Below are 24,007 nucleotides of genomic sequence, written 5' to 3'. Positions count from 1 at the left end.
CATGAGTAATGAGCAAAGTTATCGTGCACCACGTCGTAGAGGTCCGAGAGGACCAATGGGCGGTGGAATGATGCCGGGTGAAAAAGCAAAAGATTTTAAGGGCTCTTTCCGGAAACTTCTTTCTTATATTGGAAAATATAAAATTGGAATTGTTGCAGTTATGATACTTGCAATCTGTTCTACCGTATTTTCTGTATTAGGACCAAAGGTAATGGGTAAAGCTACTACGGCATTGGCAGACGGTCTGATGAATAAAGTAGCAGGAACCGGCGGAATTGATTTTACACTGATTGGAAAGATATTATTATTTACTCTTGGCTTATATATTATCAGTGCGGTATTCAGCTTTTTTCAGGGGTTTATTATGACTGGAATCACACAGAAAATCTGCTATCGTATGCGTAAAGAGATTTCTGAAAAAATCAACCGTATGCCGATGAAATATTTTGAAAGCAGAACTTATGGGGAAGTTCTTTCCCGTATTACCAATGATGTGGATACTTTGGGACAGAGCTTAAACCAGAGTGTGACACAGATTATTACCAGCGTGGCAACCATTATCGGAGTGCTTGTGATGATGCTTTCTATTTCACCACTGATGACACTGATTGCATTAGTAATTCTTCCGATTTCAGCGTTGATGGTTTCGGCAATTGCAAAATTTTCACAGAAATATTTCCGTACCCAGCAGGAGTACTTGGGACATATTAATGGACAGGTGGAAGAGACTTATTCCGGACATTTAGTTATCCAGGCATTTAATAAAGAAAAGGAAACCATAAAACGGTTTAATGATACAAACCATGTATTATATGAGTCTGCCTGGAAATCCCAGTTTTTATCAGGAATGATGCAGCCGGTTATGGTATTTGTCGGTAACCTTGGCTATGCAGGTGTGGCAATTTCCGGTGGAATGCTTGCAATTAACGGAACAATCGGAATTGGTGATATTCAGGCATTTATCCAGTATGTAAAGAGCTTCACCCAGCCAATCCAGCAGATTGCACAGGTCATTAACCAGGTACAGTCCATGACTGCAGCTTCAGAACGTGTTTTTGAATTCTTAGGTGAAGAGGAAGAAGACCAGACCACAGAAAATGCAGTGGAATTAAAGGATGTTCGTGGAGAAGTAGAATTCTCCCATGTGCATTTCGGATACAATCCGGATCAGATTATCATTAATGATTTCTCAGCAAAGGTAGAACCGGGACAGAAGATTGCCATTGTAGGACCAACCGGAGCAGGTAAGACTACCATGGTGAAGCTGCTGATGCGTTTTTATGATGTCAACAGTGGAAGCATCAGATTAGATGGTAACGATATCAGAAACTATAACCGCCGGGAGCTAAGAGATGCCTTCGGCATGGTACTTCAGGATACCTGGTTATTTAAAGGTACTATTATGGAAAATATCCGTTACGGAAGACTGGATGCCACGGACGAAGAAGTTATTGCAGCAGCAAAAGCAGCCCATGCCCATCATTTCATCCAGACACTGCCGGGTGGTTATAATATGGAATTAAATGAGGACGCCAGCAATGTATCCCAGGGACAGAAACAGTTGCTTACCATAGCCCGTGCCATTTTAGCAGACAACCGGGTATTGATTTTAGATGAAGCAACTTCTTCTGTTGATACCAGAACAGAGCACAGAATCCAGAAGGCTATGGATAACCTGATGAAAGGAAGAACAAGTTTTATTATTGCCCATCGTCTGTCTACCATTCGTGATGCTGATCTGATTCTTGTTATGAAAGATGGTGATATTATTGAACAGGGAAATCATGAAGAACTGTTACAGAAGAATGGTTTCTATGCACAGCTTTATAATTCCCAGTTTGAAGAAGCTTCTTAAATAAAACCTTTGATTTTTTTATATAGATGTGTTAGTATAAATAAGCTGCAACCGTAGTCTAATGGATAGAACGTCAGACTCCGACTCTGATAATGCGGGTTCGATTCCCGCCGGGTGCATTTTATAATTTATATTAACACATTTTTTTGCGGGATTTATGTCCCGCAAAACTTATAAGAAACGTTTTTCATTATTTACACGGGCAGCTCACAAAGCATACTTTTTTGGGGGTTATGGGTAAGGTTAGGAGGACAGATATGAAAGCGTCAGAAATCAAAGAAAAAATGAGTAAGATATCAAAGAATGATATAAGTAGTTTCTTTCAGAAGAACTGGAAATATTTTACTGCAGTAATATTATTTGTTGTATTGGCAGTAGTAATGATAAAATTCAGCAGTGGAAATAAAGATAAAGATAATGGACTTTCTACGGAACAGGGTACCGAATCAGAGAGCTTTCAGGTAGATGCCGTTCCGGAAATCAATACCCTGATGCAGAATTATTACAATGCATATGCGGCAGGTGATCTGGCAACATTACAGACCTATGCAACACCTGTTTCCGAGAATGAACAGAGCCTGATTACCATGATGTCACAGTATGCAGAGAGTTATCAGAATATCAAATGTTATACTAAGTCAGGATTAGAAGCAGATTCTTATCTTGTCTGTGTAACGCTGGATTTGAAATTCGCAGGAGTAGATACTACAGCACCTGGTATGGAGTTCTTCTATGTAAAGAAGAATGAGCAGGGAGCACTTTATATTGATAACTTATACAGCAGCTTTAACCGTCATTATAAAGAACAGCCGACCGATAATAATGTGGAAAACTTAATCAGTAGTTTTGAAACACAGGAAGATGTCATTGCATTACAGGCAGAAGTACAGGCAAATTATGAAAAAGCAATTGCTTCAGATGAAAATCTTTCTAATATGGTAACGGTTACAATTGCTGATGCATATAATGCATGGGCAACAGCAATCGCACAGGCACAGGCACAGCAGCAGCCGGCAACAGAGGAGACACCGGCGGAACCAGAGACACCGGCGGAACCAGAGACACCGGCGGAACCAGAGGCACCGGTGGAACCAGAGACACCAGCTGAGCCGGAAGTGACAACGGAGACGGTATATACACTGGATAAAGTAAATGTCAGACAGGAACCGAATGAGTCCGGAGCATTGCTTGGAACAGTTGAAAAGGGAACTGCACTGACAAGAACCGGTACGACAGAAGATGGATGGAGCAGCATTGATTACAATGGCACACCGGCATATGTAAAGAGTGACTATGTTTCAACAGAAGCACCGGCACAGGAGCCGGCGGCAGACACCAGCGGAATCGCAGCTGGCACTAAGATTACATTAACCAATACGGTTAATATCCGTTCCTCTATGAGTGAGACCGCATCCAAGGTTGGAGTTGCTTATGCAGGAGATTCTGTTACTGTTCAGATGAGCTATGCAGAAGGGTGGACAAAAGTTACCTGGAAAGATAAAGAAGGATATGTTAAGACAGAGTTCTTAAAATAATAAATAGATGGAGGTCTTAGGACCTCCGTTATTTTTACTTTACAGGAAATTGCTTTCCTGTAAAGTAAAAAACGCTCCGCGAGGATGTACCAAGACACATTCTTTGTTCCGCGGGCAGCGAGAAAATTTACACAGGGTGAAAATATTGATGGAAGAAAACGGAATCAGAATCAATAAATTTTTAAGTGAAGCAGGATATTGTTCCAGGAGAGAAGCGGACCGTCTGATTGAGCAGGGACGTATTACGGTAGATGGAAAAGTTCTTTCTGTCGGCTGTAAGGTGATGCCGGGACAGCGGGTGTGTGTAGATGGAAAAACAATAAAAAAAGAAGAGGAAATGATTCTTCTTGCATTTAATAAGCCGGTGGGCATTGTCTGCACTGCTGCAAAAGACGAAAAAGACAATATTGTTGATTATATTCATTATCCGAAACGTATTTATCCGGTAGGAAGACTGGATAAAGATTCCCAGGGACTTATATTATTGACAAATAATGGGGATATTGTAAATAAGATGATGCGTGCCGGGAATATGCATGAAAAGGAATATGAAGTTACCGTAAATCATGACATAACGGAGGCATTTTTAAAGAAAATGTCCGGGGGAGTTCCACTGGAAGAACTTGGTGTGGTTACAAGACCATGTGCAGTAGAAAAACTGGATGTGCGTAAATTCCGAATCATATTAACCCAGGGGTATAACCGGCAGATCCGCCGGATGTGTGAGTATTGCGGATATAAAGTAGTAAAATTAAAGAGAGTCCGCATTATGAATATAGAACTGGGCAGTCTCAAAAAAGGAAAGTACCGCAGAGTAACGGCGGAGGAGTGGACTGAGCTGAACCGGCGCATTTTAAATTCCAGCAATACAACAGTAATGCCAAAATAGATTGAGGGTAAGGAGCATATCCATGGATGAGAAGAAGAGAATCGAGGAACTGGTAAAAACGTTAAATGAGGCGTCCGAAGCATATTACAATGGACAGGATGAAATTATGTCAAACTATGAATGGGATGGCATGTTTGACGAACTGACCCGGTTAGAAGAAAAAACAGGATATATTCTGCCGGAAAGTCCGACACAGAATGCCGGATTTGAGGAAAGCAATGGTGAACGGGAAGCGCATGAATATCCGGCACTTTCCCTTGCCAAGACGAAACGGATTTCTGATTTACAGGTGTGGGCGGGAGAAAGACCAGTCTGGTTATCCTGGAAACTGGATGGATTAACATTGGTAGTAACTTATGATAACGGAAAACTTGTTAAGATTTTAACAAGAGGAAATGGAACCGTCGGCAGCAATATCACATTTATGAAGGATGCCATTGAAGGGATTCCAAAGACTGTAAAATATAAGGGACATCTGGTAGTCCGTGGCGAAGCGGCTATTACCTATACAGATTTTGAATTAATCAATGATACCATTGAAGATGATGATGAAAAATATGCCAATCCGAGAAATCTTGCATCCGGCACTTTAGGTCTGGATAAGAGCAATCTTGATAAAGTAAAGGAACGCCATATTCATTTTTATGCATTTACACTGGTGCATCTGGATGAAACAATGTCATCCTGGGGAGAACGGATGGATTATCTTGAGAAGCTTGGATTTACGACAGTAGCACATGAATTGACCGATGCGAAAGGGTTGGAGGAAGTTGTAGAACGCTGGACAAAGAAGGTAGAAGATGGTGAAATGGATATTCCGGTAGATGGACTGGTTATCTGTTATGAAGATAATGATTATGCCCAGACCGGTAATGTTACCGGACATCATGCGTCACGAGCCGGTTATGCGTTTAAATGGCAGGATGTCTCTGTGGAGACCACATTAAAATATGTAGAGTGGTCCTGTGCGGCATCTACCATTTCTCCGGTAGCAGTATTTGAGCCGGTTGCACTGGAGGGAACCACCGTAAGCCGAGCCTCCCTTTGTAATATCAGTGAAATGGAACGTCTTGGAATCGGAGAAGATGGGAAGACAACACTTGATATTATTAAAGCAAATAAGATTATTCCAAAATGTATCGGCGTAAAGAAAAAGGAAGGAACTTTTACGATTCCGGAATTCTGTCCGGTATGCCATGCCAGAACGGAAATCAGAATCAGTGAACACAGCGGAACAAAGACTTTACATTGTACGAATCCGGACTGTACCGCAAAGCATGTAAAAAAATTCAGCCGCTTTGTCAGCAAGCCTGGCATGGACATTGACGGATTGTCCATACAGACCATGCTAAAGTTTATGAACTTAGGATATATCCATTATTTTGAAGATATTTATACACTTAAAAATCATGCGGATGAAATCCGCTCTTTAGACGGATTTGGCGAGAAATCCTGTAACAATATGCTGCAGGCAATTGAAAAGAGCAAAAACGTTGATCCGGTACATTTTATTTATGCACTATGCATTCCGCAGATTGGCACCGATGCAGGAAAGAAAATGATTGCTGCCCTTGGCACAGGAGGTTTCTTTCAGAAACTGCATGCAGGGGAAGGATTTGAGGATATTGACGGAATCGGACCGGAGCGTTCGACTTCCATGCTGGACTGGTACAGACAGAATCAAAACCGTCATACGGTAGCTGCATTAGAAGAAATATTAAACATTGCGGAAGTAGAGCCGAAGGTGACAGAGGGAGGAACCTGTGAAGGACTTACCTTTGTCATTACCGGTGATGTCCATCAGTTTAAAAACCGTACCGAATTTAAAGAGTATGTGGAGAGCCAGAACGGCTCTGTTACCGGCAGTGTTTCTAAGAAAACAGATTATCTTGTGAATAATGATATTGAATCCACATCATCAAAGAATCAGAAAGCAAAGAGTCTTGGCATTCCGATTATTTCTGAAGATATGTTTGTGGAACGTTTCGGAAAGTGAATTGCATATTGAAGTATTCGTAAAATTAAGGTATTATGAAATGAGATATGTGTATATGATGAAAAGAGGTTAGATAATATGCCGATTAAGATAATGAGCGATTTACCGTCCAGAGAGATTCTGGAAAGGGAAAATGTGTTTGTTATGGATGAGGGAAGAGCAGAACATCAGGATATCCGCCCAATCCGGATTGGAATACTGAATCTGATGCCATTAAAAGAAGAAACGGAACTGCAGTTGCTGCGTTCACTTGCAAATACACCATTACAGGTTGATGTTACCTTTTTAACGGTATCATCCCATGAATCAAAGAATACATCCATGAGTCATCTGAATCATTTTTATCAGACAATGGATGAAATCTGGGATGAGAATCTGGACGGACTGATTATAACCGGAGCACCGGTAGAAACCATGGAATACGAAGAGGTGGATTACTGGAAGGAAGTCTGTGATATTATGGAGTGGTCTAAGACCCACGTAACATCAACCCTGCATTTATGCTGGGGCGCACAGGCTGCTCTCTATTATCACTATGGTATCCCAAAATATATGCTGGATGAGAAAATGTTTGGAATTTTCGAACATCAGGTAAAGAACCGCAAAGTACCACTGGTAAGGGGATTTGATGACCGCTTTATGGCACCGCATTCGAGACATTCCGGAATCCGTAAAGAGGATATTGAGAAGGTAAAGGATATTACCATTCTTGCAGAATCAGAAAAAGCAGGTGTATTTCTGGCAATTGCCAATGAGGGACGCAAAATTTTTGTAATGGGACATCCGGAATATGACCGTTATACATTGGATGAGGAATATAAGCGTGATCTGCAGAAAGGGATGGATATTGCCATGCCGGAGAATTATTATCCGGACAATGATATCAATGCAAAACCATTACTGCAGTGGCGTTCACACGGTAATATGTTATATGCAAACTGGCTGAATTATTATGTGTATCAGCAGACACCATATGATTATATCAATACCAGAAAAATTGTGGGAAAATAAGCAGATTTCTTTTTGGAAAAAGGCTTAAGAAAATACAGGGGGCACAATGAAAACGGAGAAAAAAGGTGTAGAGGGACAACTTGATATTTTCGAAGCAATGAATCGTGCAGCAGATGCCATAGACCGGATGGTGGAAGAAGACCAGAAGAAAAAGAAGGCATCCGGAAATAAAACGGAATCCGGAGAGAAGTCTGCAAAAGCTGTAACCGGGCAGAAGAAAAACAAAGAGGATAAAATCATCCGTGGCTGTGATATGCATGCATCCATGCAGAAGACATTTCTAAACCCGGAAGACGGCGATTTTGCCATGATTGCTTATATTGACTATAACAAGGTTTATATCAGGGAATGGAATTCCCCGGCAGCGTTATATACTTTCGAAGAGTCAAAGAAGGCTGTGGATTTTTATATTGACAAACTGACGAAGATAAAGGCGGCAGGGATGGCAGAAGAAACAACAGAGCAGGAACCGTTCAGTGATGTAAAATATCTTTCAGATAATATTTATGCAGAGTGTGAGGGATAAGAATGGAGCATTTAGTATATTACGATATTGCGGCTGCATTTGTTCTTCTGACTGCATTAGTTGCGTATCATTTAAGAAAATACAGTGACAATTTTCAAAGCAGGGTATACCGCGTAATGTTGTATGCTCTGCTTGTCGTGTCTACCAGCGACTTTTTACTGTTCTGGAAGGAAATCACTTTCGGAAAAACAGGAACTACAGTCCTGCTCTATATCTGTATTTTAGGGCAGGTTGTGGCAGCGGCAGCTTATCTTTTGTATATTCTGTGCCTGACAGGAAGAGTGGAACGCTTTATCCGGAAGGAAAAGGGATGGTTGTTTGTACCGGCCTGGATTGTAATCGCATTGCTGGTAGTACAGTTATTTATACCATATCTTTTTAAAGTGGGAACGGATGGCAGCTATCAGAGACAGAATGGAATTATGTTATTCTACCTATGTATGATTTATTTTTATCTGATGGGGGAAGTGTTTCTGGTTCGTTTCCGAAAACGGCTCAGCTTTGAATTATTATTCTCTACGACTGTATTTGCAGTTGTAAGTGTGTTTACACTGGTGCTTCATATTGCATTTCCGGGTTTCCGGTTTCAGTTTTTTGGAATGGCAATGTGCGTACTTTTATATCTGATTTCTTCGGAAAGACCACAGGAATATACGGTGCCGGAGCTTGAAATTATGAACCGGAGGGCATTTTTAAAAGAGTCAGAGGAACGCCTGTTAGGAAGTGAGCGTTTTCCGATGCTTGTCATTAAAGTGCATAATTTAAAGGTGATGCGGCAGACATTGGGAAATGATTCTGTCAATGAATTCCTGAAGGAAATGGCGGCATTTTTTCGTAAGCTTATCGACAATTCCCGTATTTACCAGTTTTCACAGAGCGTATATGTGCTGGCGTTAGACCGGAAGAAGAAGGATATTGATTCTTCCTTACTGATCCGGCAGATTCTGAACCGGTTTGAACAGCCATGGCATTCCGGCAGTGTAGAGACAAAATTCCGGATTCATATCAGCAGTATTGTGTGTCCGCGTGATACGAATAATCTGAATGGATTAATTGACTATATCCAGTATATGCGTTCAATATCATCTGAAAATGGAAATGTAGTATTAAAGACTGCTGAGATGGATATTGACCGGCCAAAGAGGGAACTTCGTATCCGGAAACTTTTGAATGATGCAGTAGACCATAAAGGTTTCGAAGTCTTTTACCAGCCGATTTATTCGGTGACAGAAAACAGAATCGTATCTGCGGAAGCACTGGTCCGGCTGAAAGATCAGAGTATGGGCTACATTTCTCCGGAAGAATTTATTCCGATTGCAGAAAAGAGCGGAATGATTATGCAGATTGGAGAATTTGTATTTGAGACAGTCTGTCGTTTTATCCAGGAAAAGCAGCCTACGGACTATGGCTTGCAGTATATAGAAATAAATCTGTCGGTGGTGCAGTGTATGCAGGAAAATCTTGCCGAGAGATTGACAGAAATAATGAAGAAATATCATGTAGCACCGACCCAGATTAATCTTGAGATTACTGAGACAGCGGCAGCCCATAGTGATATGTTGGAAAACAATATCAAGATACTGCATAAGCAGGGCATTGAGTTTTCTTTGGATGATTATGGCTCGGGATATTCCAATACGGATTATCTGTTCCGGTTTCCATTCCGTATCGTAAAAATTGATAAAACCATTCTGTGGGAAGCATTTAAAAATGAAAAGGCAATGATTGCATTGCGTAATACTATCCGCATGATTAAAGAACTTGGGCTTGAGATTGTGGTAGAAGGAGTAGAAAACCAGGAATATGTAGATTATCTGACAGAACAGCACTGTGATTATCTGCAGGGATATTTTTATTCCAAGCCGATTCCGGACAGAGATTTCTTAGAACTTTTACGCAGGGAAAATGCACAATATTATGCGGAAAGGTTTTCAAAAAATGAATTATCTGATATAATAACCACATAATATTTTTGTAGGAGGCAAAACGATGGCAGATAATAGAAAAGTTGTTAAAATAAAAGAAGATAACCTTGGGGAAGTACATGTGGCAGATGAGGTCGTTGCTATTATTGCAGGACTTGCAGCAACAGAAGTAGAAGGAGTTGCATCCATGGCTGGCAATATTACCAATGAACTGGTGAGCAAACTTGGAATGAAGAATTTATCTAAGGGTGTTAAGGTAGAAGTGGCAGAGAAAACGGTCAGCGTAGAAGTGGCTTTAAATATTTCTTATGGTTATTCTATTCCGGAAGTATCTGAGAAGGTACAGGAGAAAGTAAAATCTGCAATTGAGACTATGACAGGATTATCCGTAGCAATTGTTAACGTCAGAATTGCAACGGTTGACATGAAAAATACGAAATAAAACTTTTGTGATAACCGCAGATGTAGTATAATAAAGAATGCTGTTAAAGCATTCTTTTTTATAGTTACATGGAAGACCAATAATGAAAGGATACAACATGAGCAGGAGAGAAATCAGAGAACAGATATTTAAAATGTTATTCCGTGTGGAATTTCATAGTGAGAAGGAATACGAAGAGCAGATGAATCTGTTTATCGAAGAGAATGAACCGATTGAGAAGCCGGATGAGAGTTATATTGAAGACAAATTTAATAAGATTATTGCTGTTTTAGAGGAAATCGATAAGATTATCAATGAATCATCCAAAGGCTGGAAAACAACCCGTATGGGCAAAGTTGATCTGACCCTGATTCGTCTTGCTGTATATGAGATGAAATATGAAGAGGATATTCCAACCGGAGTAGCCATCAATGAAGCAGTAGAACTGGCAAAAAAATATGGAACAGATGATTCACCGGCATTTATCAACGGAGTATTGGCAAAAATCGCATGATAAAGAAAGTATATGGGGTAACCCAGATTAACCGATACATCAGAAATATGTTTGCCCAGGATTTTGTCCTGCATCAGGTATGTGTGAAGGGTGAGGTATCGAATTGTAAATATCATTCCTCCGGTCATATTTATTTTACTTTAAAGGAAAATAACAGTGCCATCAGTGCAATTATGTTTGCCGGTAACCGGGGTGGTTTATCCTTTCGTATGAAGGATGGCGACAAAGTCGAGGTAACAGGTTCTATTGAAGTATTTGAACGTGATGGCAGATATCAGATATATGCAAAAGAAATTACACTTGCCGGTGCAGGGGATTTATATGCCAGATTTCTTCAATTGAAACAGGAACTTGAGGAAATGGGCATGTTTGCGGAAGAGTATAAAAAACCGATTCCGCAGTATGCCGGACGTATTGGAATTGTTACAGCACCTACCGGGGCTGCAATACAGGATATCCGTAATATTGCTGCACGAAGAAATCCTTATGTGCAGCTTATTCTATATCCGGCACTGGTACAGGGTGAGGGTGCCAAAGAAAGCATTGTAAATGGGATTCATGCATTGGATGCCATGCATTTGGACATTATCATTGTGGGGCGTGGTGGTGGCTCCATAGAGGATTTATGGGCATTCAACGAAGAAATTGTTGCAAGGGCAATTTTTGAATGTGAAACACCGGTTATTTCTGCAGTGGGACATGAAGTGGATTACACCATTGCGGATTATGTGGCAGACTTGCGGGCACCGACTCCGTCTGCAGCGGCAGAACTTGCGGTATATGACAGGAATCAGATGTTACAGCGGATACAGACTGACCGGGTACATCTGATGCGCAGCATGAAGAGTAAAATTGCTGTGATACAGGGACGCATGGAGACACTGAAGGCAAGATTAATGCAACAGAGTCCTGTATATCGTCTGAACAGTCAGAAACAGTATCTGGGGGAATTACAGCTTCGCTTAGAGCATGGCATGACACAGCAGTTAGATAAGAATAAGGCAAGACTTCGGATGTTAGCCCAGCATTTCGATGATATTTCGCCATTGAAACGATTGGGACAGGGATATGCATATGTTTCTGACAGCCGGCAGAATGGTTTAAAAAGTGTTTCACAGGTTTCAAAAGGAGAACAATTGCAGATCAGTGTAAAAGACGGAACCGTTAAGGCAAGAGTAGAAGAAATCATATGCCAGGAGGAAATCGGAAGATGACAGATTATACAATCAATGAAAATGAGACAGATAATATAACGGAAAAAAAAGAAAATGAGAATTTAGAGGATTTATTTGCAGAAGTGGAACAGCTGATTGCACATATGGAGGAAGACATTTCTCTGGATGAATCCTTTGTCTGCTATGAGCAGGGCATGAAGAAGCTGAAACACTGCAGTGAGCGGATAGATTCGATTGAAAAGAAAATGTTAGTGTTGAATGAACAGGGAATGCTGGAGGAATTTTAATGGATATGACAGCAGAGCTTACAAAGCGGACAGAACAGATTGAAAACATCATAAAAAAATATCTTCCGGAGGAAGAAGGCTATCAGAAGCAGGTAATTGAAGCCATGAATTATAGTTTTCTTGCAGGAGGAAAGCGGTTAAGACCAATGCTGATGTTGGAAACTTACCGCATGTTTGGTGGAAAATCAGAGGTAATTGAGCCATTCATGGCAGCCATTGAGATGATTCATACTTATTCTTTAATTCATGATGATCTGCCGGCAATGGATAATGATGAATACCGCCGCGGACGAAAGACAACGCATATTGTCTATGGAGAAGCTATGGCAATTCTTGCCGGGGATGGTCTTTTGAATTTTGCCTATGAGACAGCATTGACAGCATTACAGACGGAACAGACGCCTAATGTGGCAAAGGCATTGCTTGTATTATCACAGAAAGCCGGAATTTATGGTATGGTAGGGGGACAGACCGTAGATGTGGAAACGGATCAAACACAGTCTGTCACCAGAGACCAGTTAGATTTTATTTATAAATTAAAGACCAGTGCTTTGATTGAAGCGTCTATGTTAATCGGTGCAATTCTTGCAGGTGCCACGAAAAGCGAGCAGAAGATTATCGAAGAGGCGGCATCAGAGATTGGTCTGGCATTTCAGATCCAGGATGATATTTTAGATGTTACCGGTAATCAGGAAGTGCTTGGAAAACCGGTTGGCAGTGATGCCAAAAACGAAAAGGCAACTTATGTTACATATGAGGGATTGAAAAAAGCACAGGAAGATGTGAAACGATATTCAAAACATGCAGTGAATTTATTAGAATCACTGGTGGTAAAAAATGAATTTCTGATTCATCTGGTAGAATATCTGATTCATAGGGAAAAATAAGAACTTCAGAAACCAAAGGAGTAAAGATACATGGTGCTGGAAAAGATTGAGCATGAAAATGATATAAAAAGGATAAATAAAAACGAACTTCCGATTCTGGCAGAGGAAATCCGCTCTTTTTTGATTGACAAAATATCAAAAACCGGTGGGCACCTTGCCTCCAATCTTGGCGTGGTAGAGCTTACCATGGCACTGCATCTTGCTTTTGATTTACCAGAGGATAAAATTATCTGGGATGTAGGACATCAGTCTTATACCCATAAATTACTGACAGGAAGAAAAGCCGGTTTTGATGAACTGAGAAAATACGGCGGCATGAGCGGATTCCCAAAACGTCATGAAAGTGATTGCGACTGCTTTGATACGGGACACAGTTCGACTTCCATATCCGCAGGATTAGGCTATGCAATGGCAAGGGAGATTACCGGAGAAAAGTACAAAGTCATCTCTGTTATCGGAGATGGTGCATTGACCGGTGGAATGGCTTATGAGGCATTGAATAATGCATCCAAATTAAAGTCAAATCTGATTATTGTTTTAAATGACAATAAGATGTCTATATCGGAAAATGTCGGCGGTGTATCCAGATATTTAAGCGGACTTCGTACCGCAGAATCTTATCAGGGATTAAAGAATGGTATTACGAATTCCCTGAACAGCATTCCGAAATATGGAGAACGTATTGTTGAGAAAATCCGTAAGACCAAAAATGGAATCAAGCAGCTTGTGATTCCGGGCATGCTCTTTGAAAATATGGGAATCCTTTATTTAGGACCGGTAGATGGTCATAATATTCCTGCCATGGTGAAATTATTCAAAGAAGCCTCTAAGGTGGAAGGACCGGTTCTGGTACATGTGATTACGGAAAAAGGAAAAGGATACCTTCCGGCAGAACGCCATCCGGCACGTTTTCATGGAACGGAAGCCTTTGATGTTGAGACAGGACTGCCTCTTGTGAAACGGGTAAAAGCCAATTATACCGATATTTTTTCTACGGTTATGCGTAAATTGGGCGACCGGGATGAAAAAGTGGTTGCCATTACAGCGGCAATGGCAGATGGAACCGGACTAAAAAGATTCCGGAATATGTTCCCGGAACGTTTCTTTGATGTGGGAATTGCAGAAGAACATGCAGTGACTTTTGCTGCAGGATTGGCAGCAGCCGGTTTAAAACCGATTGTAGCGGTTTATTCTTCTTTCCTGCAAAGAGCATATGACCAGATTCTGCATGATGTCTGTATACAGGAATTGCATGTAGTATTTGCCATTGACCGTGCAGGACTTGTGGGCAGTGATGGAGAGACTCATCAGGGAATCTTTGATTTATCTTATCTTTCCTGTCTGCCGAATATGACAATTTTAGCACCTAAGAATAAGTGGGAATTATCAGATATGATAAAATATGCGGTAGATTTTTCCGGACCGATTGCAGTACGATATCCGAGAGGCGAAGCCTTTGATGAATTAAAGGAATACCGGGCACCGTTAGAATATGGTAAGGCAGAAGTTCTTTTTGAAGAAAGTGAAATTTTACTTTTGGCAGTAGGAAGCATGGTAAAGACAGCACTTACCGTAAGGGAACAATTAAAAGAAAAAGGTTATTCCTGTTCTCTTGTCAATGCAAGATTTGTGAAGCCTTTTGATGAAGAACTGCTTCTTAAGCTGCAGAAGAATCATAAGCTTCTGGTTACGCTGGAAGAAAATGTGCAATCCGGAGGCTTTGGAGAGCATGTATTGGAATTTATGAATACAAATGGAGATGGTTCCATGGAGGTTTTAAATATTGCAATACCGGATGTTTATGTAGAGCATGGAAATGTAGAACTTCTCCGCAAAGAAACAGGAATTGATGCAGATGGAATTATCGGTAAGATTATAGACAGAAAGGCACAGTAAGAACGATGAAAGAAAGATTGGATGTTCTTTTGGTACAGAAGGGACTGGCAGAATCCAGGGAAAAAGCAAAGACTATGATTATGGAAGGAAATGTCTTTGTGGATGGACAGAGAGAGGATAAAGCAGGAACAAATTTTGATACAGAGGCAGAAATTGAAGTCCGGGGAAATACATTAAAATATGTCAGCCGTGGTGGACTGAAGTTAGAGAAAGCAATGAAGGAATTTGATATTTCTTTAGAGGGAATGGTCTGCATGGATATCGGCGCATCCACCGGCGGATTTACTGACTGTATGTTGCAAAATGGTGCAGTGAAGGTATATTCTGTAGATGTAGGATATGGACAGTTTGCCTGGAAATTAAGAAATGACCCAAGGGTTGTCTGCATGGAGAAAACCAATATCCGTTATGTGACGCCGGAAGATATTGCAGATGTCCTTGATTTTGCATCTGTTGATGTATCTTTTATTTCTCTTACCAAGGTACTGGTACCGGCAAGGGAGCTGCTGCGGGACGGCGGAAGAATGGTCTGCCTGATTAAGCCACAGTTTGAGGCCGGAAGGGAAAAGGTAGGAAAAAAAGGTGTTGTCCGTGACCCAAAGGTACATGAGGAAGTCATCCATAAGGTAATTGATTTTGCGTTGAAAAATGGATTTTCCGTTCATAATCTTTCCTATTCACCGATTAAGGGTCCGGAGGGAAATATTGAATATCTGGTATATATTGAGAAAAACAGCGAGAGCAAGAAGGAGGAGACCATTGATGTGGATGCCATCGTAGAGGAGGCACATACATCATTGTCCTAGATATATGAAGCATTTTTTCATAATTGTAAACGCACAAAAAGACAGTGAACTTATTTTTACCAATCAGATTATAGATTACATCAGGCGTAAGGGAGGAACCTGTGATTATTTTGCCAGCTTTGAGGAAGAAAAAGCGGAAGCAGTGGAAAAAGAAATTCCAACAGAAACCGAGGCGGTGCTTGTTATTGGTGGAGATGGAACATTAATTCGTGCGGCACGCAATCTGGTAAAGAAAAATATTCCGCTGCTGGGAATTAATTTAGGAAAGCTTGGATATCTGTGTGAGGTAGAAGAGAATACGATATTCCCGGCAATTGATGAATTGATGGCTGACCGTTATACCATAGAGCAGAGAATGCTTTTAGATGGATATACCGTACAAAGTGGCGGAGAGAAGATTCAGAGGGTTGCGTTAAATGATGTGGTCATCCATCGTACGGGAGCACTTCAGATTGTGAATCTGAATGTTTATGTAAATGGAGAGTATCTCTATAATTTTAAGGCGGATGGAATTATTGTGGCAACACCAACCGGTTCCACCGGTTATAGTATGTCGGCAGGTGGCCCTATTGTGGATCCGAAAGCCAACCTTTTGCTGTTGACACCAATCAATGCACATACGTTGAATTCCAAGAGTATTGTAATCGGACCGGAAGATGAAATTACCATTGAAGTAGGCATGCGGAGAAGCCAGCGGGATGAGCAGGTGGAAGTGAGCTTCGATGGAGATTCCGGAGTGGAACTTAAGGTTGGTGACAAGATTGTAGTGCATAAGGCAGAAGAATCCGTAGGGATTATTCGTTTGAGTAAGATTAGTTTCCTTGAAATTTTGCGGAAAAAGATGCAGAATTATACATAACAGGAGGGACTGTAATGAAGATAGGACGACATGCAAAGATTCTGGAATTAATTCAGAAGAATGAGATAGGCACACAGGAAGAATTATCTGCAAAGTTGGAGCAGGAAGGATATCATGTGACACAGGCAACGGTTTCACGGGATATCAGAGAGTTAAAACTGACTAAGGTAGCATTGAGCAATGGCCGTCAGAAATATGTAGCTTTATCTGAAAATAAGGAAGACATGACAGAAAAGTATGTCCGTGTATTCCGGGATGGTTTTGTATCTATGGATATGGCACAGAATATTCTTGTGATTAAGACGGTATCCGGAATGGCAATGGCAGTTGCGGCAGCATTGGATGCCATGGATTGCCATGAAATAGTAGGAAGCATTGCTGGAGATGATACAATTATGTGCGCTGTCCGTACCGTAGAGGATACCACAGCGTTAATGGGACGTCTTCGCCGGATTATGGAAGATTAGAACGGAAGACGAGAGAGAGTAGAAGGAGAAAATATGTTAAGAAACCTGCATGTTAAGAACCTGGCACTCATTGATGAGGCGGAAGTCGATTTTGAAAAAGGGTTAAATATCCTGACCGGAGAGACGGGAGCCGGAAAATCAATTATCATTGGTTCCATTAATCTGGCTCTGGGAGAAAAGGTATCCAAAGAGATGTTAAGGGATAATGAGGAGAATGCCTTTGTGGAGCTGATTTTTGATGTAGAATCAGATGCTTTAAAGAAAGCACTTTCCGGGCTTGATGTTTATCCGGAGGATGATATGCTGATTTTAAGCAGAAAGATTTCAGGAGGAAGAAGCATCGCCAAAATCAATGGGGAAAGTGTTCCGGCATCAAAGATGAAAGCAGTTTCTGCGTTGCTGATTGATATTCATGGACAGCATGAACACCAGTCGCTGCTTAAGAAACAGAAGCATTTAGAAATCCTTGATGATTATGCAAGGAATGAACTGTCGGACATCAAAAGTGAGTTGAAAGAAACTTATAAAAAGTACCGTGAAGTTACGAAAGAGCTAGAAGAAGCTTCTCTGGATGAAGAGAGCCGGATGCGGGAATTATCTCTTTTAGAATATGAAATCCATGAAATTGAAGAAGCTGCATTAACAGTTGGCGAAGATGAAGTTTTAGAAACAAAATACCGGAAGCTTCTGAACGGAAAGAAAATTATGGAAGCAATTCATGCAGCCCATGGATTACTCAGCATGGAAGACGGCAGTGCATCGGAGCTGACCGGAAGAGCTCATAGAGAATTGTCATCTGTGGCAGATTATGATGATGCAATTCGTGGGATGGCAGATGAACTTTTGGAAATTGATAATCTTTTGAATGATTTGAACCGGGAAATTGCAGACTATATGGATGAGGCTGAATTTGATGATGAGACTTTTGCCGGGACAGAACAGCGTCTGGATGAAATCAATCATCTGAAGGCAAAATATGGTCATACGATAGATGAAATTTTAGCATCTTTAGAGGAAAAGCAGGAAAAGGCAGAAAAATTACAAAATTTTGATATGTATCATAAGAAGCTGCTGCAACAGGAAAATGCATTAAAAGAAACATTGCAGAAGCAGTCAGAAAAAGCATCTGCAATCCGCAAAAAATATGCGAAGGAACTGGCAGAAAAAATCAGGGAGCAGTTAGTAGATTTGAACTTCTTAGATGTTCGTTTTGAAATGAAATTTGAACAGAAAGAGACTTTTGGAGCAGATGGCTTTGATGAAGTGGAATTTGTCATTGCAACCAACCCGGGAGAGCCATTAAAACCACTTGGCAGCGTAGCATCCGGTGGAGAATTATCAAGAATTATGCTGGCATTAAAAACAGTGCTTGCTAAAAATGATGAAATAGAAACCTTGATTTTTGACGAAATTGATACAGGAATCAGCGGAAGGACGGCGCAGATGGTATCTGAAAAAATGCATATGATTGCAGAACATCATCAGGTAATCTGCATTACACATCTGCCGCAGATTGCAGCAATGGCAGATGCTCATTTCAGTATTGAAAAATCCGTAGAAAATGAGACAACCATTTCTACCATACGAAGACTCACCGAGGATGAGCAGGTAACTGAATTAGCAAGAATGCTTGGTGGAGTGAAGATTACAGACACCGTATTGGAAAGTGCAAGAGAAATGCTTAACCTGGCACAAAATGCTAAAAAATAAACGATTGAATCAAACAATAATACACATAATAAAAACAGGATATTCAATGAATATCCTGTTTTTATTTTACGCGGGAAAGCTGTAAAGAGAGTTTCCTGTAGTTATTATGCCTGTAGTGAGGAAAATATAATGCGGATGAGATTAATAAGAAAAAGCATAAAAAATATATGGCAGATTATAGTGATTGTCTGGCTGGTATTTGCTTACCAGCTTATGTTAAATATGGTTCCGGATGAAGTAAAACTTATCGATGGTGATTTAAGTAAACTGGACATTTCCATGCCGGTGACCTTCGAATGCCGGGATTCCGGAAAGAGATTTATCGATACATCTGTAATGGAAAATCAGCAGCTGCAAAGCAGCATGGACAAGGCTGGTGCCGAAAGAAATGAAATAGATATGGCTTCAGATACGGTTGTTTTACGAGCAAAGCTCTTTGGAATTATTCCCATAAAGGATGTGCAGGCAGATATTGTAGCGGAACAGGAGGTCTATGCCAGCGGGGAAAATATTGGTATTTATGTGCAGACGGATGGCATCTTTGTCATCGGAACGGGAAATTTTGAAGGGATGGATGGTATGCTGTATGCACCGGCACAGAATGTTTTAAAGAGTGGAGATTATATCTGTGCAGTAGATGGTGTAGAACTTGAAAATAAGGAGGCGTTAATGGATGCTGTCGATAAATGTGAAGGAAAATCTTTAGTGCTTCGGATACGTCGAAATGGAGAAACATTAGAATTATATATACAGCCGAAATTGTCAAAAGAAGAAACGTATAAATTAGGAGTCTGGGTAAGGGATGATCTGGCAGGAATCGGAACACTTACCTATATCAGCCAGGATGGAAGCTATGGGGCACTGGGACATGCGGTAACAGACATGGATACCGGAAGTATGCTGGAAGTGGGGACGGGAAAACTTTATAACAGCAGACTGGTGGGAATCGTAAAAGGAGAATCCGGTAAACCGGGTGAATTATCAGGAGTCATTAATTATGAAGAAAAATATTGTATGGGAGATATTGAGGAGAACTGCGAACGAGGAATCTATGGAATATTACATGAAAAAAATAATTTGCTGGAAAATGCCGTAGCTTATCCGGTTGGTTATAAGCAGGATATTGAACCTGGAGAAGCAGAAATTATCAGTGATATCGACGGAACGATAGCGCATTATAAGATAAGAATTACGGAAGTTAATTATCGGAAGAATAAGGAAAACAAAAGCATTTTATTTGAAGTAGAGGATGCGGCACTGTTAGAGAGCACCGGAGGTATTGTACAGGGAATGAGCGGCAGCCCGGTGATTCAGAACGGAAGGCTGATAGGTGCAGTTACCCATGTGTTCGTCGATGATGCGAAGAAGGGGTATGGTATTTTTATTGAGGATATGTTAGAAGTGGGGAAAACGTCGAATCCATAAGAAAAAACAGTTTATAATTTAACGACATGTTTCGACATAATTTATATCAGGATATAATTATGATACAAAATGTATAAGGGGAAGAAGGCAGCCGTTGTCTTCCGGGCAATATTGATGTCGAAATAAGATGAACGCTTTAGCTTGAAACGACAGAAAAGTTGTGTTTAAATACAAGTAGTTTCATCTTTGTACAAAAGAGTGGAAACGGCAGGAGGTTTGACATGGAAAAATTAAATGTAGCAATTGCAGATGATAACGAGAGAATGGTACAGCTTTTAGATGAAATCGTAGCCAGCGATAAGGATTTGCAGGTGGTTGGTACGGCAAAGAACGGGGTCGAAGCATATGAGATTATCAAACATAAACAGCCGGATGTTGTTTTATTGGATATAGTTATGCCAAAACTTGACGGACTTGCACTGTTAGAAAAAGTAAAAAAAGATAAATCCATAAGAAAATGTCCTAGTTTTATTATTATCAGTGCGGTAGGACAGGACCGGATTACAGAAGATGCATTTAATCTGGGGGCGGATTATTACATTATGAAGCCCTTTGATAATGATATGATTATCAATCGGATAAAAAGTACAAGAGTGCTCCGGGGAATGAATGCTGCGGAATCAAAAAAAGTCGGAGCATATGAGAAAAAGCCTTCGGCAAAGCCGGAGGATCTGGAAAGTAAAGTGACAAATATTATACATGAAATAGGTGTTCCGGCACATATCAAAGGATATCAGTATTTGCGTGAAGCAATTATTATGTCGGTAAATGATATTGAAATGCTTAATTCCATTACAAAAATACTTTATCCGACAATCGCAAAAAAATATCAGACAACAGCCAGCCGCGTAGAACGTGCTATCCGCCACGCAATAGAGGTGGCATGGAGCCGTGGCAAAATGGACACGATTGATGAGCTGTTTGGGTATACGATAAACAATGGAAAAGGTAAACCGACGAATTCAGAATTTATAGCACTGATTGCAGACAGAATCCGCCTGGAATATAAAACGTATTAAAAGGGTGGTTTCTACAAAAACGGCAGCAAAATATGGTGTCTGAATCAGACATTTTAGGTATTTTCTGCTCCCCCATAACGTGGTATAATAGACGCATAAGAAAAACAAGCGGCTGCAGAGCAGACATTTGTTTTTCTTGCGGCGTTAACGAGCAAATATTCTGCGAAGCAGAATGAAGAGCACGTTAGTGCGTATTTGCGAGTGTGAGCGTAAATAGGGCGAATGCCCGTACATCGAGAAAGCTGTAGGCTTTCGAAGATGCACTGCGAAAGAAAGCGCAGCGGATTTGCGAGTGTGAGCGTAGATAGGGCGAATGCCCGTACATCGAGAAAACCAAGGGTTTTCGAGATGCACTGCGAAAGAAAGCGTTGCGTATTTGTAAAAAGGGTATCAGATTTGGGGGTAACAGAAATGAAGCGGGTATTATTTGTTACATCAGAGGCAGTTCCATTTATCAAAACAGGCGGCCTTGCAGACGTAGCAGGTTCACTGCCAAAATATTTTTCAAAAAATGAATATGAAGTCAGCGTCATGCTGCCGAAGTATATGTGTATCCGTGAGGATATGCGTAAGAAAATGCATCATATATTGCATTTTTATGTAGATCTGGGCTGGCGAAAACAATATGTAGGAATACTGGAGGCAAAGGAAGATGGAATCCAGTATTATTTTATTGATAATGAATTCTATTTTGCGGGAGACAGACCATATAATAATATTTACGAAGATGTAGAAAAATTTGCATTTTTCTCAAAGGCAGTATTAGAAGCATTGCCGCATATGAATTACCAGCCGGATATTATTCATTGCCATGACTGGCAGACGGGACTGGTTCCGGTATATCTGGAAAATATCTATAAGAAAAATGTATTTTACCAGAATATGAAAACGGTATTTACGATACACAATCTACAGTTTCAGGGGCGCTGGAATCTAAAGGCAGTAAAAGATATTACCGGATTGCCGGATGCTCTTTTTACACCGGATAAATTAGAATCCTATGGAGAGGGCAATTATCTGAAGGGTGGTATTGTATATGCAGATGCTGTAACAACGGTAAGTCCTACATATGCTTATGAAATAACAACTCCGGATGGTGGCGAAGGCTTGGATGGTCTCATTCGCAGTAACAGCTATAAATTAAGCGGTATTATTAATGGAATCGATTATAATGAATATAATCCGAAAGCGGATCCAAAGATTGCTTATTTATATGATGCCAATGATTTAGAAGAAGGCAAGCGGAAAAACAAGCAGGCACTTTTAAAGGATATGAATCTTCCGTATTCGGATGATGTGATGTTAGTTGGAATTGTTTCAAGAATGACAGAGCAGAAGGGATTTTCACTGGTAGATTATATGATGGATGAACTGCTTTCTTCCGGTAAATTTGAGATTGTTGCCTTAGGAACCGGAGAGGAACGTTATGAGAATATGTTCCGATATTATGAGAGCAGGTATCCGGACAGACTGAAGGCAAATATTATGTATTCCGAAGAAGCAGCGCATAGAATTTATGCAGCATCAGATGCTTTTTTGATGCCATCTTTATTTGAACCCTGCGGTCTGAGCCAGTTGATGAGTCTTCGTTATGGAACAGTACCTGTGGTTCGCGAGACCGGTGGCTTAAAGGATACCGTAGAGCCATATAATGAGTATCAGCATACCGGAACCGGTTTTACTTTTTCCAATTATAATGCTCATGAAATGCGTGACAGTCTTCTTTATGCATATCAGGTATTCCATGAGAACCGGACCGGGTGGCTGGATATCGCAAGACGTGGCATGGAGCAGAATTTCTCCTGGTCCAGTTCTGCAAAGGAATATGAAAAATTATATGCTAGATTGTAGTCCTTTCTTCTGGCATAGAAGTAAGAAGCTTTTCAGAGCGGGAATAGAAATAAGCGTGATCAGATAAGATTTCTTCTTCCTCAACCTGAGTGGAATTTACTTCATGAATCATAGCATTTAAATCCTGTATACAGGTTCCGGGCAGAACAGGAAGAATCAGAAATTCATGAATGCTGCTTGGAATCAGATAAAAATCACATGTGAGCTTATCTGCAATGGAATCTAAAAGATTTGGATAGAGAATGCAGGAAGCACCATAGAGTCTGGCTTTATTGGTTAATACATAAAGCGGAGTTTCGGATTCTTCTTCCATGCTATCGGCAGGAAAGGGCATTGGCATAAGCTTATTGAGTAATGGCATTAATGGTTCAAAATCAGCAGGAAGCTGTGCCGGCGTATTCTCTAAGGCATAAGAATATAAATCATCTGCGGAGATGTTCCAGTAGGAAAGATGAGTGGAACGAATCAGAATGGTTGCGTTTCCCTGACTTGAGCTAGATAAAAGACAATAGAAAACAACTGCAAAATCAAGATAACGAAAATGAGGGATTTCTTTGAGAAGTTCCTCATTTTTCTGATAGTGAATCAGTTTAAAGAGGATGCGGTGCCGTACATTTTCAAAATTAGTAAAGAATGCTACATCGACAGAGCTGCTGGGACGGTAAGCCCGGTAAATTTCCCGGATATGTAAAATAATGTTCTGTATACTTTTTCCAGCCTGATATTCTTTGTAATAATCATTGAGATAAATAGTGGGAGAAATGTTGCAGCCCTTTTGCAGAATAGTGAGTCCATCCAAAGTAACGCCATTATTTTTTTGGATTTTATGCAGTTGAATCGTAACATCTGTATCAAACAGAGAATGAATTTGTAACTGGATTTCAGTAAGAAATTGTTGATATGTCATAAAGACCTCCTGGTTAGAAATGGTAAAAATGAATAAATAGAAAAGA

Annotated in this window: 21 protein-coding genes and 1 tRNA gene; 21 read left to right on the top strand and 1 reads right to left on the bottom strand. The window is 40.6% G+C overall.

Annotation, left to right across the window (positions count from 1 at the left end; all coding sequences use genetic code 11):
* Nucleotide 1 precedes the first annotated feature (1 nt).
* The 21 genes from DWW33_RS02015 to glgA all read left to right on the top strand — a co-directional run bounded on the left by DWW33_RS02015 (nt 2) and on the right by glgA (nt 23,054).
* Nucleotides 2-1,855 (top strand): ABC transporter ATP-binding protein, encoded by a 1,854-nt coding sequence (locus DWW33_RS02015; RefSeq protein WP_022243240.1) that lies wholly within the window; start codon nt 2-4, stop codon nt 1,853-1,855.
* Between the two features lie 47 nt (nt 1,856-1,902).
* A tRNA-Arg gene (locus DWW33_RS02010) sits at nt 1,903-1,974 on the top strand.
* Nucleotides 1,975-2,112: 138 nt separating this feature from the next.
* Nucleotides 2,113-3,390 (top strand): SH3 domain-containing protein, encoded by a 1,278-nt coding sequence (locus DWW33_RS02005; RefSeq protein WP_117841137.1) that lies wholly within the window; start codon nt 2,113-2,115, stop codon nt 3,388-3,390.
* A 148-nt stretch (nt 3,391-3,538) separates the two neighbouring features.
* Nucleotides 3,539-4,279, top strand: a complete 741-nt coding sequence (locus DWW33_RS02000) for a pseudouridine synthase (RefSeq protein ID WP_117947080.1) — start codon at nt 3,539-3,541, stop codon at nt 4,277-4,279.
* A 22-nt stretch (nt 4,280-4,301) separates the two neighbouring features.
* The gene (gene ligA, locus DWW33_RS01995) at nt 4,302-6,275 is read left to right on the top strand and encodes an NAD-dependent DNA ligase LigA (protein WP_118172523.1); all 1,974 of its coding nucleotides are present in this window, start codon (nt 4,302-4,304) and stop codon (nt 6,273-6,275) included.
* Between the two features lie 78 nt (nt 6,276-6,353).
* Nucleotides 6,354-7,286, top strand: a complete 933-nt coding sequence (gene metA, locus DWW33_RS01990; RefSeq protein WP_022243236.1) for a homoserine O-acetyltransferase MetA — start codon at nt 6,354-6,356, stop codon at nt 7,284-7,286.
* A 46-nt stretch (nt 7,287-7,332) separates the two neighbouring features.
* The gene (locus DWW33_RS01985; RefSeq protein WP_117698585.1) at nt 7,333-7,812 is read left to right on the top strand and encodes a hypothetical protein; all 480 of its coding nucleotides are present in this window, start codon (nt 7,333-7,335) and stop codon (nt 7,810-7,812) included.
* A gap of 2 nt (nt 7,813-7,814) precedes the next feature.
* On the top strand, nt 7,815-9,779 hold the full coding sequence (locus DWW33_RS01980; RefSeq protein WP_118638743.1) for an EAL domain-containing protein: 1,965 nt from the start codon (nt 7,815-7,817) through the stop codon (nt 9,777-9,779).
* Between the two features lie 22 nt (nt 9,780-9,801).
* Nucleotides 9,802-10,179: an Asp23/Gls24 family envelope stress response protein gene (locus DWW33_RS01975; RefSeq protein WP_022243233.1), complete on the top strand. Its 378-nt coding sequence runs from the start codon at nt 9,802-9,804 to the stop codon at nt 10,177-10,179.
* 97 nt (nt 10,180-10,276) lie between these two features.
* Complete coding sequence (gene nusB / locus DWW33_RS01970) at nt 10,277-10,672, top strand: transcription antitermination factor NusB (RefSeq protein ID WP_197420811.1); 396 nt, start codon at nt 10,277-10,279, stop codon at nt 10,670-10,672.
* Nucleotides 10,669-11,886 (top strand): exodeoxyribonuclease VII large subunit, encoded by a 1,218-nt coding sequence (xseA, locus tag DWW33_RS01965; RefSeq protein ID WP_117947083.1) that lies wholly within the window; start codon nt 10,669-10,671, stop codon nt 11,884-11,886. Before nusB ends, xseA begins: the two co-directional genes overlap by 4 nt.
* Complete coding sequence (gene xseB / locus DWW33_RS01960) at nt 11,883-12,134, top strand: exodeoxyribonuclease VII small subunit (RefSeq protein WP_117698581.1); 252 nt, start codon at nt 11,883-11,885, stop codon at nt 12,132-12,134. Before xseA ends, xseB begins: the two co-directional genes overlap by 4 nt.
* Nucleotides 12,134-13,021: a polyprenyl synthetase family protein gene (locus DWW33_RS01955; RefSeq protein WP_022243229.1), complete on the top strand. Its 888-nt coding sequence runs from the start codon at nt 12,134-12,136 to the stop codon at nt 13,019-13,021. Before xseB ends, DWW33_RS01955 begins: the two co-directional genes overlap by 1 nt.
* A 30-nt stretch (nt 13,022-13,051) precedes the next feature.
* Nucleotides 13,052-14,917, top strand: a complete 1,866-nt coding sequence (gene dxs / locus DWW33_RS01950; protein ID WP_118057366.1) for a 1-deoxy-D-xylulose-5-phosphate synthase — start codon at nt 13,052-13,054, stop codon at nt 14,915-14,917.
* Nucleotides 14,918-14,922: 5 nt separating this feature from the next.
* On the top strand, nt 14,923-15,723 hold the full coding sequence (locus tag DWW33_RS01945; protein ID WP_118087498.1) for a TlyA family RNA methyltransferase: 801 nt from the start codon (nt 14,923-14,925) through the stop codon (nt 15,721-15,723).
* 4 nt (nt 15,724-15,727) lie between these two features.
* A complete protein-coding gene (locus tag DWW33_RS01940; RefSeq protein WP_118057364.1) occupies nt 15,728-16,582 on the top strand; it encodes an NAD(+)/NADH kinase in 855 nt (284 codons plus the stop codon).
* 14 nt (nt 16,583-16,596) lie between these two features.
* Nucleotides 16,597-17,049: an arginine repressor gene (argR, locus tag DWW33_RS01935; RefSeq protein ID WP_022243225.1), complete on the top strand. Its 453-nt coding sequence runs from the start codon at nt 16,597-16,599 to the stop codon at nt 17,047-17,049.
* A 33-nt stretch (nt 17,050-17,082) separates the two neighbouring features.
* Complete coding sequence (gene recN, locus DWW33_RS01930; protein ID WP_118638742.1) at nt 17,083-18,759, top strand: DNA repair protein RecN; 1,677 nt, start codon at nt 17,083-17,085, stop codon at nt 18,757-18,759.
* 135 nt (nt 18,760-18,894) lie between these two features.
* The gene (gene spoIVB, locus DWW33_RS01925) at nt 18,895-20,184 is read left to right on the top strand and encodes a SpoIVB peptidase (protein ID WP_158577440.1); all 1,290 of its coding nucleotides are present in this window, start codon (nt 18,895-18,897) and stop codon (nt 20,182-20,184) included.
* A 221-nt stretch (nt 20,185-20,405) separates the two neighbouring features.
* Entirely contained in the window at nt 20,406-21,203 is a 798-nt protein-coding gene (gene spo0A, locus DWW33_RS01920; RefSeq protein WP_117841124.1) for a sporulation transcription factor Spo0A, read from the top strand.
* Nucleotides 21,204-21,614: 411 nt separating this feature from the next.
* A complete protein-coding gene (gene glgA, locus DWW33_RS01915) occupies nt 21,615-23,054 on the top strand; it encodes a glycogen synthase GlgA (protein WP_118057361.1) in 1,440 nt (479 codons plus the stop codon).
* Here glgA and DWW33_RS01910 read toward each other — a convergent pair.
* Complete coding sequence (locus tag DWW33_RS01910; RefSeq protein ID WP_118638740.1) at nt 23,044-23,961, bottom strand: DUF5688 family protein; 918 nt, start codon at nt 23,959-23,961, stop codon at nt 23,044-23,046. The genes glgA and DWW33_RS01910 overlap by 11 nt on opposite strands.
* Nucleotides 23,962-24,007 lie beyond the last annotated feature (46 nt).

It is taken from the genome of Roseburia sp. AF15-21 (genome assembly GCF_003479505.1).
Taxonomy (GTDB): Bacteria; Bacillota; Clostridia; order Lachnospirales; family Lachnospiraceae; genus Roseburia_C; species Roseburia_C amylophila.
The sequence above is the reverse complement of the archived record's forward strand: the minus strand, read 5'-3'. Positions and strand labels throughout refer to the sequence as shown.